The 14,922-nt window shown below is 33.0% G+C and carries 13 protein-coding genes and 2 pseudogenes; 10 read left to right on the forward strand and 5 right to left on the reverse strand.

Features of this window, described 5'->3' with window-relative positions; genetic code table 11:
* Positions 1-18: 18 nt before the first annotated feature.
* Entirely contained in the window at positions 19-666 is a 648-nt protein-coding gene (locus tag F0362_RS28475) for a lysozyme family protein (protein ID WP_144467401.1), read from the forward strand.
* Positions 667-962: 296 nt separating this feature from the next.
* On the opposite strand, the gene F0362_RS28480 is transcribed toward F0362_RS28475, so the two are convergent.
* A complete protein-coding gene (locus F0362_RS28480; protein WP_144467402.1) occupies positions 963-2,441 on the reverse strand; it encodes a sensor histidine kinase in 1,479 nt (492 codons plus the stop codon).
* Between the two features lie 13 nt (positions 2,442-2,454).
* On the reverse strand, positions 2,455-3,120 hold the full coding sequence (locus F0362_RS28485; protein WP_149890166.1) for a response regulator transcription factor: 666 nt from the start codon (positions 3,118-3,120) through the stop codon (positions 2,455-2,457).
* A gap of 163 nt (positions 3,121-3,283) precedes the next feature.
* Here F0362_RS28485 and F0362_RS30690 point away from each other — a divergent pair, with 163 nt between their 5' ends.
* The 8 genes from F0362_RS30690 (at position 3,284) to F0362_RS28520 (ending at position 11,116) form a co-directional block, all read left to right on the forward strand.
* The gene (locus F0362_RS30690; RefSeq protein WP_172624236.1) at positions 3,284-3,460 is read left to right on the forward strand and encodes a hypothetical protein; all 177 of its coding nucleotides are present in this window, start codon (positions 3,284-3,286) and stop codon (positions 3,458-3,460) included.
* Between the two features lie 600 nt (positions 3,461-4,060).
* Positions 4,061-5,254, forward strand: coding sequence for a S1C family serine protease (locus F0362_RS28490; RefSeq protein ID WP_149890167.1), 1,194 nt, complete (start codon positions 4,061-4,063; stop codon positions 5,252-5,254).
* A gap of 482 nt (positions 5,255-5,736) precedes the next feature.
* Complete coding sequence (locus tag F0362_RS28495; RefSeq protein ID WP_149890168.1) at positions 5,737-7,164, forward strand: ABC transporter permease; 1,428 nt, start codon at positions 5,737-5,739, stop codon at positions 7,162-7,164.
* 11 nt (positions 7,165-7,175) lie between these two features.
* The gene (locus F0362_RS28500) at positions 7,176-7,862 is read left to right on the forward strand and encodes an ABC transporter ATP-binding protein (protein ID WP_000447838.1); all 687 of its coding nucleotides are present in this window, start codon (positions 7,176-7,178) and stop codon (positions 7,860-7,862) included.
* 255 nt (positions 7,863-8,117) lie between these two features.
* Positions 8,118-8,624 (forward strand): GNAT family N-acetyltransferase, encoded by a 507-nt coding sequence (locus F0362_RS28505; protein ID WP_149890169.1) that lies wholly within the window; start codon positions 8,118-8,120, stop codon positions 8,622-8,624.
* 244 nt (positions 8,625-8,868) lie between these two features.
* Positions 8,869-9,489 carry a lytic transglycosylase domain-containing protein gene (locus F0362_RS28510; RefSeq protein WP_149890170.1) on the forward strand — a complete coding sequence of 207 codons (621 nt, stop codon included), beginning with the start codon at positions 8,869-8,871 and terminating at the stop codon, positions 9,487-9,489.
* Between the two features lie 104 nt (positions 9,490-9,593).
* Positions 9,594-9,992, forward strand: a complete 399-nt coding sequence (tnpA, locus tag F0362_RS28515; protein ID WP_061531668.1) for an IS200/IS605 family transposase — start codon at positions 9,594-9,596, stop codon at positions 9,990-9,992.
* 11 nt (positions 9,993-10,003) lie between these two features.
* Positions 10,004-11,116 (forward strand): RNA-guided endonuclease TnpB family protein, encoded by a 1,113-nt coding sequence (locus tag F0362_RS28520; protein ID WP_061531667.1) that lies wholly within the window; start codon positions 10,004-10,006, stop codon positions 11,114-11,116.
* A gap of 136 nt (positions 11,117-11,252) precedes the next feature.
* On the opposite strand, the pseudogene F0362_RS28525 reads toward F0362_RS28520, so the two are convergent.
* Positions 11,253-11,719 (reverse strand): annotated as a pseudogene (locus tag F0362_RS28525) (RsfA family transcriptional regulator).
* 361 nt (positions 11,720-12,080) lie between these two features.
* Between F0362_RS28525 and F0362_RS28530 the strand changes: the two are divergent.
* Complete coding sequence (locus tag F0362_RS28530) at positions 12,081-13,730, forward strand: S8 family peptidase (protein WP_149890171.1); 1,650 nt, start codon at positions 12,081-12,083, stop codon at positions 13,728-13,730.
* 213 nt (positions 13,731-13,943) lie between these two features.
* On the opposite strand, the pseudogene F0362_RS31120 reads toward F0362_RS28530, so the two are convergent.
* Positions 13,944-14,057: pseudogene (locus F0362_RS31120) on the reverse strand (DUF3221 domain-containing protein); the annotation flags it as partial.
* 258 nt (positions 14,058-14,315) lie between these two features.
* On the reverse strand, positions 14,316-14,922 hold a 607-nt coding region (locus tag F0362_RS28540), incomplete at its 5' end, for a cardiolipin synthase (RefSeq protein ID WP_149890172.1).

Consider the following 14,922-nt stretch of genomic DNA (forward strand, 5'->3'; position numbering starts at 1 on the left):
TTATACGAGGAGGAATATATGAAGAATACGAGTAAAATACGAATTATTATATTATTCTTTATTAGTATTTTAGGTTTAGGAACAATGCTTGGAATACTATATCTTAATCATAAAACCAATATTCAACAAAATAAAGCGCTCGCAACCGAAAAACGTGTTTTGCAATATGAGCTCACCTTGAAAAAAGAATTAGAAAAATATAATTTAGGAGAGAAAACAGCAGTTTTATTAGGAATTATGTACCAAGAGAGTAGAGGTGAGGGAAACGACCCAATGCAGTCTTCTGAATCACTGGGGTTAAAGCCAAATGAAATTCAAGAGACAAGCTTGAGCATTGAACAAGGGGTAAAACACTTTGCTAAAATGTACAAATATGGAAAAGAAAAAGATGTTAGCATGGAGACAATTATTCAAAGCTATAATATGGGACCAGGGTATATTGATTTTATTGCCAGTCAAGAAGTTAAACAACACTCGGAAGATTCGGCTAAAAAGTTTTCTAAGATGAAAGTTGATCAAAATCCAGCGTTATACACTTGTGGTGGAAATAAAAATAATTTTAGGTATCCATATTGTTATGGTGATTTCACATATGCCACAAAGGTAAATGAAAAAACAAAACTTATTGAAGAACTTCTTCGAAATGTACATGCCCCTTCTAAATAAGCTGTAAAATGATACTGTCATCAACAATAAAATATTAGAATGTAACTTATATTTTAAATAATTATTTTTTGTTTATATTTTTGTTATGTTCTGATGCAGGATTCCTATAATAGGGATCACGAAATATAGCTATCAGGCTAACAATACAAAATATCCCCTAAAATAAAAAAAGACGTTATTCTTTCTGAGAAATCATTGGAAAAAATAACGTCTTTTTATCGATGTAACGGTATCCTATATAAAAAATTTCAATCTTATTTCAATAAGGTTAAATAAGATTGAGACTCTTTTGTTATTTACTTTATGGATAATGGAATGGTAATCAAAAATTGTACGCCTTGTTTTGTATTACTCATAGAATACGTGATAAAAAGGGATTCTAAAATTTGTTTTACAATATATAACCCTAAGCCACTCCCTCCCGTATTTCGATTTCTTGACTTTTCGATTCGATAAAATGGTTTAAAAATATGTTGTATTTCTTCTTCTTTTATTTTGACACCTGTATTGATAACTCGTATTTGGATGTTGTTTTGTTTAGAATCCTTTGTTAACTTTATATAGACTTTTTCGTTATACGGTGAATACATAATCGCATTATGAATGATGTTTTTACAAGCTTTTTCTAAAAGAACATAATCCGTATAAACAAAAATGTCAGAATCGACTTCTTTTATTATTTGAATGCCTTTTTGAGAAGCAAAAAATTCGAGTTTTTTTGTGATTGTATCTATTGATTTCGAAAGATTTACTTCTTCCACTTGAAGTTTAAAGGTATGTTGTTCTAATCTTGACATGCTTAAAATTTCGCGAACCAGTTGTTCTAGACTTTCAATTATTTGGAAATTTTTCTTTAAATATTGGTCACGATTTTGATAAGGGCCGATATTATATATCATCCCTTCTAAGTATCCTTTCATAACAGTAAGAGGAGTTTTTAATTCATGTGCTACAATAGCAAAGAATTCCCTTCGCTTTGTTTCTATTTCTCTTTCTTTTTCAATATCACTTTTTAATTGCTGATTCGCTTTTTGTAAATCAAAAATTGCCTGTTGTAAATTGATGGACATATCATTCAAGCTATTGGACAATTCCCCTAATTCATCCATAGAACGAACCTCAATTTTTTCAGAGAAATCCAAGTTTGCCATCTTTTGTGCACCTTTATTAATATAAATAAGTGGTTTAGTAATAAACCTTGAATAGAGATAAGCACTTCCTAAACCAATAACCAGTACAATGATACTAATATAGGGTAGAAAACGTACCAAGACCTGTGAAGCTTCATCGATTGGTTGAAATGTTGCGAACACCACAAGCGTTAAGTTAACATCTTGGAATTGTATTGGCTTAGTAGCCTCATATGAATTACGAGATTGAGCCAAACCCTTTATTGGTACTGTTGTAACAAAACCTTTTGCTGGAGTCCCCCCCTGAATAGTCCGCTCCCGAACAGTACCCTCTTGAATAGTACTCCCTTGAATAGTACTTCGAAGAAAAGGATAATAAATAAGCCTTCCCTCATTATCTTGAAGATATATCATTGCATTATTTTTTTGTGCGTATTCATCAACAAGTGGTGTTGCATTTTGAAGCGTAAGATCTTTAGATTTATCAATTATTTCTTCGATTCCCGTTTGAAGCTGATCTGTTTTGTATTTCTCATAAAATTTAGGGAGAAAGAAGTATAAAGTTACATAAATTAAGGCTGCAAAGGCTAACAAAATGAGGGATGTAGTCATAAAGAGTTTATAGGTAATTCTCTTCATCTTCATGATTTTGACAATCCTATTCATCGATTTTATAACCAATGCCCTTTACTGTTTTAATATAGGGTATATCTAATTTTTTTCGTATGTTTTTCATATGCGTATCAATCATTCGTGTGTCTCCGGCATACTCATATCCCCAAATTTTTTCTACGATATTTTCTCTTGTGAGTACCTTTTTTTCATTTTGAAGTAGTAGTTGCAAAATTTCAAATTCTTTTGTCGTTAAGGGAACTTCAACTTTATTTACATATACTTTATATGCATCGCCATCGACATGTAGTTCTCTAAATACAAAATGATTATCCGTACTTTGATTATTACTTCTTCTCAGTACTGCTTCGACTCGTCTCATCAAAACATGAAAAGAAAAAGGTTTCGTAATATAATCATCGATTCCAAGATCAAATCCTTTCATTTGATCTTGTTCTTCTTCTAGCGCAGTTAGCATAATAATTGGTATATTTGACTGACTTCGAATCATTTTGGCAACTTTAAATCCATTTAGGTTTGGCATCATCACATCTAGAAGAATTAAATCGAAGGATTGCTTATTAAATTGTTTCATGCCCTCTAATCCATCTGATGCAACTATAACTTTATACTGTTGTGTCATTAAAAATTGTTTGATTAATTCTTGTATTTCTTGATCATCTTCTACCACCAGAATGTGATAGTTCTTCATAATATCACCTCTTGTAGTCATTATAACCTGCCAATCTGGAGTTGATGTGGAGACGTATTAGAAACACTATAAAAACTTCACAAGAAAACTACATGTATTTCAAGTCAGCTCCAGATGCATGAGATAGGTTATATACATAACAAGACAGAGGGAGGTAATTAAGATGTCACTGGAAGCAAACATCATTCTTTCTTTATTAGATGTACAACTGTGGATGGTTCCTCATTCGAATAATAGACGCATCAAAGAGGAAAAACAAAAATTGAAATCAGCACCGTACTTAAATAAATACACAAGTGTAAATAAAAGAAAGCTATATAAGTCTAGTGAACAAAAATAGGGAGGATCAAATGGATTCTCTCTATTTTTGTGTTCAATAACTAGATACTGAAAATCTTTACTATAACTCTAGATTAACTCCATATAGAATACAGATTAAGTTTGTATGATACATGTACCAAAAAGAAAGGAATGATACATGATGTTGACGACTTACACAATCTATCAAATTTTATCCCTTCCTTCTTATTTACACACAAACCTATTACCATCCATTCTCACGAGAATGCTAGGGTCTAAGTTTATAACAAAAGAATAAATAATCTAATGGATGTTGATTGTCCCTTGTTTCCGCTTTTTGCAAAACACCTGTATAAACACGCATGCTACTATGTACATTGAATACTCTATTTGTTGAGTGCCGAATAGGCTCTTTTTTTAGAGACAAGCTCGAAGTGGGTTTGAATATCGTTATACATATATTCATAGGAAATTTCAAATATAATGTTACCTCTACGAAAAAACAGTTGATTTATGTTTAAACCATGTCTAAAGGTAAATTTTTTTTTTTTTGAAATGGTGATTCTTAAATATTACATTCATACATCTTATTTCAAATATCAAGATAAAAATATTCAATTGTAAATTAAAGGAGAAAGGGATGTTCACAATGGGACACTATGATACAAATCAAACAGAAAGCAATAGGAATAAAGCTTATAAAAAAACAGGGTATTTTTTCACGGGAATAATTGGTGCAGTGATTGGTGCAATTACCATTGGATTGACCATCCCTTATATAAATGAAATCAAAGGAAGTGCAGGTCAATCTCCTAAGCATAACGAAGTAAATCAGGCTACGCCGATCTCTTACAAACCAGAAGATGTGAGCAATCCTCAAAATATGATTGAATCTGCAAAAGAAGTTGTCGTAGGTGTCATTAACTATAAACAAAATGCAGATTCATTTAATACGCAAGATCAATCAGAAGAAGCTGGTTCGGGATCAGGGGTCATATATAAAAAAAACGGCAATAAGGCTTTCATTGTTACAAATAATCATGTGATAGACGGTGCGAATAAAGTAGAAGTAAAATTGAATAATGGTAAAAAGGTTCCCGCTAAAGTAGTAGGGACAGATCCATTATTAGATTTAGCGGTATTAGAAATTGACGGGGCAGATGTAAAAAGAGTCGCAACACTTGGAGACTCAGAAAAAATTCGTACAGGGGAAACGGTGATAGCCATTGGGAATCCATTGGGGCTAGAAGGTAGTGTAACAAAGGGGATTATTAGTAGCAAGGAACGAGAAATACCTGTTAGTACCCTCGGAAATCAACAAGTTGATTGGCAAGCACAGGTAATTCAAACAGATGCAGCTATTAATCCTGGAAATAGTGGAGGAGCTTTGTTTAATGAACAGGGTGAAGTCATTGGAATTAATTCGAGTAAAATTGCACAACAAGCTGTTGAAGGAATTGGATTTGCAATTCCGATTCATATAGCCAAAACGATCCTAGAGTCTCTTGAGAAAGATGGAACAGTTAAACGTCCGATGATGGGTGTACAGTTATTAGATGTGGAGAAAATGACAGATTCTGCACGCCATCAATTAAAATTACCAAAAGAGATATCGAATGGTACAGTATTGAGGAATATCTCAAACCAATCACCAGCAGAAAAAGGTGGATTACAACAATATGATGTTGTAATTGCATTAGATGGACAAAAAATAGAAAATGTCGTTCAATTCCGTAAATATTTATATGAAAAGAAAAAATTGGGGGATACAATTAAAGTAACAGTTTATCGAAATGGTGAAAAACTAACAAAAAACGTGAAATTAGTGGATTAAACAAGTACCGCTTAAAAATATAGCCACCTTTGGGTGGTTTTTTTATATGTGCTTTTTGTGTGGGTACTAGATATATCAGAGGTGGTAAATGTGATGAAGCAAAAAGAATGCCCACATTGTTATTCCATGCAGGAGGCTAATTTTCTAGCTATAGTAGCTCATCCTGTACTGTATGGGACATAAATAAAGGGAGTTATCCTGTGTTTGTATTCCTTCCTCAAGTAAATCGGTTGGGGACTAATATTTTATACCTTTTATTATTCCGTTTGTCCTCATTCCACATTAAATGGACTGACCCTTTACCGATGTTCAAAATCGATTACATATTTTAATTTGTGTTCCAGTTTTTTTTGACTATATTAACGAATCACTACATATGCACTCCAGATAAGCCCTAATATCTTTAGATAATCTACTGAATATCTTCATATAAACTCCAGATAGTGTATTTAGAATAACAACTATCAAGGAGGTTAGGAAAAATGAATTTTATAAAACGTGCAATTCTCAGTATGAAAAAAAGAATAGGAACATCATTAATTTTGATGGCGGTCTTTCTGATTGTTACAAATTTAGTGCTGGCAGGATTCGCAATCCAAAATGCATCAAAAAAAGCTGCTGATTCAGCAAGAAAAAAACTGGGTGCTGATGTTACTTTAGGTCTTGATTTTGATAAATTAGGAAAACAAGCAAGGGAAACTGGAGAAGCGCCTAATCCGCCGCAGCTCAATACAAAAGAAACAGATCAATTAGCGAAGTCCAAATATGTTAAAGACTATAATTATATAACCCATAATTTCGGAATTGCGGATGGATTTAAATTAGTAGGAGCTTCAGAAGGAGAAGATGAAGGAAAAGGAAAAGGTAGAGTTGCAATGGTTGGAGGATCAGGTTCAGGTTCAGAAATAGATATGAATTCTTCTCTTATGATAGAAGGAGTTCGCAAGAATTTATTACAAGAAAGTTTTAAAAATGGAAAAAGTAAAATCATTGATGGGAAACCAATTACAGAAAAGATGCAAGATCAGAATGTAACTTTAATGGAAAAACGATTAGCGGAACAAAATAATTTGAAAGTGGGAGATAAGGTTAAAATTCAATCAGGGGATAAGAAGGAAACTCTTGAAGTTGAAATTATTGGTATTTATGAAACGAATGAGCAACCAATGGGTCAAAATCCCCCTCCTATGATGAATCCAGCTAATAAACTATATATGCCTCACTCTACTTTAAAGAAATTAGAAACAGATGAAGGTATGAGTAGCATTCAGGTCGTGTACTTATTGAACGATCCACAGTATATTGATGCATTTAAAAAAGAAGCAAAAAAATCTAATATTGATTTTAATTATTTTAAGTTAGATGCACATGATTCATTGTACAAGCAAATGATTGGTCCTATAGAAAATATCGCTTCTACGTCTCAAATGATTATCTATATGGTATCTATTGCAGGTGCGATTATTTTAGGATTAATCATTATGTTATCGATTAAAGCGCGTCGTAAGGAAATGGGGATTTTATTATCTATTGGAGAGAAAAAATGGAAACTGATGGCGCAGTTCGTAGTAGAAGTAGCATGTATTGCTATTTTAGCATTTGGATTATCCCTAACAACAGGAGCTAAAGTTTCTCAATTCGTAGGGGATAACTTACTTTCGAGTGAAATTGCTACAGCAAGCGAAGAAAAAGACAATTCACAACATGGTAGTGTAATGATGGTTGGAGCTGGTGGTACTCCACAAAACCAAAATGAAGATCCAATAGATAAAATTGATGTAAGTGTAACAGGAGAGGATTTAGGGAAAATGGGGGGGATTGGACTGACTATTGCTATATTAGCAACGCTTCTTCCGGCATTATCTATTCTACGCTTAAATCCAAAACAAATTCTTTTAAAAGATGAATAAGGAGGCTCGATATGGAGACAATTTTACAATTTAAAAACTTAGATTATTATTATGAAAGTAACGGAAAAAAGGTAACGATACTAGATAATGTGAATTTTTCTTTTCAAAAAGGGCATTTCTACACGATTTTAGGACCATCTGGATCTGGTAAAACTACAACTCTTAGCTTAGGTTGTGGGCTGGATATACCTAAAAATGGTTATGTACTGTATAACGGCAAGGATATTAGAAAAATTGGCTTGGATCGATACCGTAATCAACATGTATCTGTAATTTTCCAATCTTATAATTTGATTACCTATATGACTGCTCTTCAAAATGTATTAACGGCAATGGAAATTACAGGTGTGAAGGTACAAAATAAAAAAGCAAGGGCATTAGAATTATTAGAAAAGGTAGGGCTCACAGAAGTAGAAGCAAAACGAAATGTCTTGCAATTAAGTGGCGGGCAACAACAACGTGTAGCAATTGCTCGAGCACTATCTTGTAATGTCGATTTACTAATCGCTGATGAACCAACAGGAAACCTTGATGGAGAAACAGCGAAAGAGATTATTGAGCTGTTTCAGGAGCTCGCCCATCAAGAGAATAAATGTGTAATTGTTGTTACGCATTCACAAGAAGTTGCAAAAATATCAGATCGAGCAGTTTATTTAAGTAAAAAGAAGTTAGTAGTAAATGAAATTAATAATAGTTAAGAAAAAAGTTACTATTGTTCTTAATTCACATAATTTTCAAAATTAAAATCTGTAGATGTTAATATTTGTTATATAATGTATTTGTCAAAGCATTACCCCTGTAGTTTCTATGATGAATCTGTAAGATAGTTTGTTTGCCCCGTATATTCATCTTAAACTAAAAAGAACTTGTAGAGATTCCTACAGGTTCTTTTTGTTTTAAGGGTTATATATGGATTTAAAATATAATTGCAATTTTTTGAGGGGGAAAAGTACATGTTTGTAAAAGCAGAAAGATTATTAGTACGGAAATTTGAGTTCAAAGATTGGCAAGCTGTCTATGAGTATACATCAGATATCAATGTTATGAAATACATACCTGAAGGGGTTTTTACTGAAGAAGATACAAGGAACTTTGTGAATGAAAACATTGGTAAAAACGCTAAGAACTTTCCTGTGGTATTAATAGATGAAGATATCCTGATTGGTCATATAGTATTTCATAAATATTTTGGTGAGCATACTTATGAGATTGGTTGGGTGTTCAATCCAAAATACTGCAATAAAGGATATGCTTCTGAAGCAGCACAAGCTACATTGAAATATGGCTTTAAGGAAATGAAATTACATAGGATTATCGCTACATGTCAGCCACAAAATATCCCATCGTATCGAGTGATGGAGAAGATTGGAATGAGAAGAGAAGGCTATTTTAGGAAATGTATACCACATGGGAATGAATGGTGGGATGAATATTATTACGCTATTTTAGAAGAAGAGTAGTGTCTCAGAACGCATTATTTAAATTGAAACTTCTATTCCTAGAGAGGCAAGTTGACTAACGTTAGTAGGATTCTTGCTACCAAAGGCGAAATCCATTTCTGCTATCGCCGACTTGCAAGACCGCGGTGTCCCATTACCACTCTCGTGATTGACCCTATGGGTTCTTAAAATATAGAATATTAGCAATATTTTACGGTAAAATGTGTATAACTATAAATTATTAAATAGATTGGAGAATACTAGAATGAAAGTACAATTACTAAGAGTAGGGATATTGGCTTGCTTCATGATATTTTGCTGGTCGTATGAAGATGTCTCTGCTGCATCTACGTGTGAGCCATATGGTGAAATTAAGCCTAACCAAAATCCCTCTCGCCAGCACATAAATTGCCTACTAACGAACGCAGTATTAAAAGAAAATTTTCCTCCTGAAGTTGTAAAAGCTGTAGCTACACAAGAAAGTGGATGGAAACAATTTGATGGAAACGGCCAGCCAATCATAGCACAAGATGGTGGAATTGGGATTATGCAAATTACCAATCAACCTCAGTTCGATCAACAAAAGTTAAAATATGATATTAATTATAATATTGAAGCAGGTGTTAAAGTTCTTCGTAGCATGTATCAGCGAACAGATCTACCTAAAGTAAAAGCTGCTGGACTAGAAGTAATCGAAAACTGGTACTTCTCCGTTATGGCTTATAATGGAACAAAACCTGCAAACAGTCCTTTGTATAAAGCTACTGGTCAAAAAAATTTAAATGCTTACCAAGAAAAAGTGTTTTCTATCCTAGAACAATACAGTTTTTTAACGAATTTCCCGAAAGAATTCTCCTTCCTCAAGCGTGTGAAGGGTGTAGCCTAACGGTAGGTGGGAGATGAATTTCGGTTTGGCGTAGCCAAAAGGTTTTCCTTTTTATTTTGCCTCTGATATAATCAGTCTTATAAATTATAAAGGCTGGTATATAAATGAAATTAGATAGTAATAACCATTCAGTATTCTTGTTGTATTATCACCTTGTGTTGGTCGTGAAATACAGAAGAAATGTGTTTGATGATGATATGTCAAACTATGCAAAAGATATGTTTGTTCGACTATCTGAAAACTATAACATCACATTAGTTGAATGGAATCATGATGTAGACCATGTTCATATTTTGTTCAAGGCACACCCTAATACAGAAATGACAAAATTCATCAATGCTTATAAAAGTGCAAGTTCTCGACTTATTAAAAGAGACTTTCCACAAGTGAAAAAGAAACTTTGGAAAGAGATGTTTTGGTCAAGAAGTTTTTGCTTGCTAACTACTGGTGGTTCGCCAATAGACGTAGTAAAAACATATATTGAGAATCAAAGTGAAAAGTGAGGTGAAATGATATGACAAAGCAGAATAAAGCATATAAATTCCGTTTGTATCCAACAGAAGACCAAGCACATCTTATGCGTAAAACCTTCGGTTGTGTACGTTTCGTGTATAACAGAATGTTAGCTGAACGGAAAGAAGCGTATGAAAAACATAAAGATGATAAGGATCAACTAAAGAAACAAAAGCTCCCCACTCCTGCAAAATACAAATCAGAATTTGAGTGGTTAAAAGAAGTTGATTCATTAGCTTTGGCAAATGCTCAACTAAACTTGCAAACTGCCTATAAAAATTTCTTTAGTGGTCAAAATGACTTCCCAACATTCAAAAGCAAAAAAGACAGAAAGTCTTATACAACGAATGTAGTGAACGGAAATATTATATTGCTTAACGGTCATATCAAATTGCCAAAACTGAAAATGGTACGTATCAAACTGCATAGAGAAATACCACAAGACCATATAATCAAGTCATGTACGATTTCTATGACACCTACTGGTAAATACTATGTGTCCATTTTGACTGAATACGAAAAAGAGATCGTACAAAAGGAAGTAGAAACAGTTGTTGGATTAGACTTTGCGATGAATCAATTATACGTCAGTTCTGAGGATGAGAGAGCCAATTATCCTAAGTTCTATCGTGAAATGTTAGACCGATTAGCAAATGCTCAACGAGTATTATCAAGACGTACAAAAGGTTCAGGGCGTTGGAATAAACAACGTATCCGTGTAGCTAAGCTGCATGAAAAAGTAGCAAACCAACGTAAGAACTTCCTTCATCATAAGTCTAAAGAGTTAGCTACTCATTTTGATGTTGTAGCTATTGAAGATCTAAATATGAAGGGAATATCGCAAGCACTTCATTTTGGAAAAAGCATCGCTGATAATGCTTGGGGTATGTTCACTTCTTTCTTAGCTTATAAACTAAATGAACAAGGCAAACAGCTTGTGAAAATAGACAAATGGTTTCCTTCCACAAAAACATGTAGCAGTTGTGGAAACGTGAAAAATATGTCATTATCTGAGCGAGTCTATTCTTGTATATGCGGTGTAAATCTCCATAGAGATTATAACGCAGCTATTAATATCAAAAATGAAGCAATACGCCTATTAGCGTTAGCATAGATAGCAATAAAATAACCCTTGGAACAAGGGAGTTAGCTCGGCTGTCTTAGGACGAATTCGTTAGCTACCAAAAGTAACGACTAACCGAGAAGCCCCCACTTCAAACAGTCCGTTAGGACGTTAAGTGGCGGGTAGTTCACTTGGCTACAATTAAATTTCTTGTCTTATCGATATGATTAAGTAACATACTATACTCTTCTTCATACATAGCTAAACGTTGCGAAAGAGAGTGTTTCTCTGCTTCTAAATATTCAATTTGATTTTGTAAAGTTGTCAATTCATCCATTTCTTTATAATTTTGTAGAAATGAAATAATGTCATCTAAGTTAATAGATAAAGAGTTTGTTTCTTTTTTTGTTGGGAGGGAGAAATGTTATTTTCCACTTTTCGATTTTGTTTTGCCTGTTGTATTTCTTCTTCGTATTGTTTTCGCAAGTAAGAGTTCCAACGAAATCCGCAAGCAGCAGGAGTTCTGGCCAATGGTTTAGCCGCTTCTTTAAATGCAGCTAATTGTGTTCCGCCGTTACGAATATTTTGAAGCACTATTGTTGCAAGGAGTAAATCGTTATCGTTAGTCCAGGAATCTTGTCTTGAAATTACCACGTTTCCATCCCCCTTATATGCTTTTTATTATATATATGTAAGTACTTAAAATGATAGAAGCTCAACTTCTCTTAAGATAATTAGGAGCAAATTAATAGAAGTATGTATTTTTAAAAATGCGAAATTGCATAAAAAATAAGGTTGACTATTCACTATAGCTGTAACTATAATAGTTACAGTTGAGTAACTGAATTAATAGATTTGATGACCTGAATTAGTTGTATTAGTGATGTATAAGCAATTATTAAAAAATGAATGGAGTTGAAAATATAAGCCTACATTTAAGACGTTTGTATAAGAAAAGAAGTTAGGTAATATACATTTTTTTATAATTATATATAAATTAAAAGAGGTGCACATTTTGAAAATTTTTAAGGGAATTCTAGTTTCTTCAATTGCGTTAACAGCATTTAATGGGGTAGGTGGTATACTTCCAAGCGAAAAATCAGAAGTTGCCTACGCCGCTACTTACAATTATTCAAATAAGCAATTGAATTCTACTGTACATAAGCAAGTTACTAAACAATTAATTTTGAAATTTAAAAATGAAGCAAATTTACCATATCAGGATGGGGTAGAAAAATTTATTAAAGAAGAAAAACAAGACCCTGAATTAATTAAAATTTTAGCCGAATACCCAAATATAACTATAAATCGACTTTTTAGTTCTTTAAACCCTACAGAAATTAAAAATTTAGGTGAAGAAATAAAAGACTCGGATCATATTTCTTCTAATTTGCTAAACTATTATATTGTAGAAACCCAAGGTAATATTGATGTACAAGCATTACTTGTAAAATTTGAGAAATCATCTCTTGTTGAAACGGCATATTTACAGGAAGAAGAAGCACCACCAGAAGAGCGTTTACCAAATTTATCTGTTAATCCATATGATGAGCCTAGACTTACAAGGCAAGGTTACCTTGAACCAGCACCATTAGGAATCAATGCACCTTATGCCTGGGGTATAAAAGGTGGAGATGGAAAAGGAACAACTTTTGTAGATATGGAGTATGGCTGGTTATTTACTCATGAAGATTTAGTGAATCAGAAAATCGAATTGATATCAGGACAGAATAAGAGTGAACACCATGATCACGGTACTTCAGTCTTAGGGATTGTTTCGGCAGAAGATAATAACATAGGCGGAATTGGGATTGCACCAAAAGCTAAGGTAAAAGTTGTATCCCAGATTAGAGATAACGGTAGATATAATACAGCAGATGCTATATTAAGTGCAGTTAACCATATGCAAGCTGGAGATATCCTTTTATTAGAAGCCCAAGCAACATATGATGGATATGGAGATAAGAACTATCTTCCTGTAGAAGTAAAACCAGATATATTTGATGCAATTCGTATAGGAGCAAATAAGGGAATTATTATTATTGAAGCAGGTGCAAACGGCGGAAATGATTTGGATCAATTTAGAGACCGTAATGGTAAACAAGTTTTAAATCGTAATAGTCCTGATTTTAAAGATTCAGGGGCAATTATGGTTGGGGCAGCTTCTGCAAGGGTCCCTCATAAACGTTCATATTTCTCTAATTACGGTAGTAGAGTGGATGTTTATGGGTGGGGAAATGCAGTAGACACAACAGATGCAAAGCCAAGTGAATTTATGACAAATCTATATACATCTAGCTTTAGCGGAACGTCTAGTGCATCACCTATTATTGCTGGTGCTGCTGCATCAATTCAAGGGATCGCAAAAAATAATCAGGGGAAAGTATATACACCAAGCCAGCTAAGGGATATTTTAAGTGATTCTAGTACTGGAACGAAATCTAATGATCCAACTACCGATAAAATTGGTGTGTTACCTGACTTAAAAGCCATCTTATCTAAACTTGGTTTTTCACCAAATTTAAGTAATGATTCTTCCATTGTGTTTCCTGAGGAACAAGAAATAAATAATGGAAATAAGGGAAATGAAGGATCTACTATTACATTCCCAAAAGAGGATTCAGCTAATAGTGAAGGGAACTCTAGCTTCATTTTCCCAGAATAATTGTAGAGATATCTTTTATTTAGTATGAAAGACTTTTATATAAATAGTTGTTTATAATACTAGTCAGATAGGCTCTTATGTGTAATAGCATAAGAGCCTATCTGTTGTCCTTTTAACCATATGAGGAGGAGATATATTTTTAGTGTAGTGAAGTGTCTTATATCTACATTTATATAATATTCAGTGTAGCCACATTATAAATTTAGAAATGAACTATTTTTCAATTATATGCATAACCGCAATTGTTGGTAATAGTGCAGTCCAACCAACTGCATAAACATTTAATTTTTCAACTAATTTGTAGTTTTCACTATTTGAAATAGGTAATCCATTGTTATAGAAATTGCTGTATAGAGTGATGGAAACGAATGTGTTTAAATAATTAGATAGAAGGAGGGGCTTATGTTAAGGATTACTTAAAGATAAGCCCTTTCTTTTTTATTATTTCATGACATTCATCCCAAAATTCTAAACGATGTGGAAGTAGGGGTAGTTCAAGATAGTTTGTATTTAATTTATGATAACTTTAATAAATTAATTTTTACTATCGTATGAATTAGGATAAATTATTATAAGTTATGGTTATTACTTAGTATTTTGTTTTACTTGATCTTTTAATTCATTAAGGGTCTTACCGCTAATATTGTCAGTAATAGTTTCATGTATTTCATTTTTCAATACAATTGTTTTACCTGCAATTTCTGCCTTGGAAGACATTTTACTTTCATTAATAGTTTCTATGTTTGTTTGAAGATCAGCTTTGTTATTTTCATCAAAAGTAATTGCAAATGGTTCAATTGCTCCGTAGTAGTTTCCAAATAATTGATCTTTCTTCAAAAACATCATATATTTTTTATTAACTTTAGGCTCGATATATAAAGGATCCTTATTTTGAACCTCTTTAGTAGTTACCTTAGTAGCTTGTTTTGTAACTGTGCCATCTGGTGCAACAACTGCATTAGAATCTTCAAGCTTAACTGTTTCAGCAAAACGATGATTGATTTTTATTTGTTTATTTTCATTCACACCTTTAATTGTTTCGGAAATGTTGAAATTATATAGATGTCCTTCAACATAGTTTTCTTTGTCCTCTTCCGATGGATTACTTGGATTACGTGCCATATTCCACTTAGAGTCAAGACCTCCATATTCACCAATTACAACTAGATCGGCTTCATTAATCATTTGATTT

The organism is Bacillus sp. BS98, assembly GCF_008432245.1.
In the GTDB taxonomy this organism is placed as follows: domain Bacteria; phylum Bacillota; class Bacilli; order Bacillales; family Bacillaceae_G; genus Bacillus_A; species Bacillus_A toyonensis.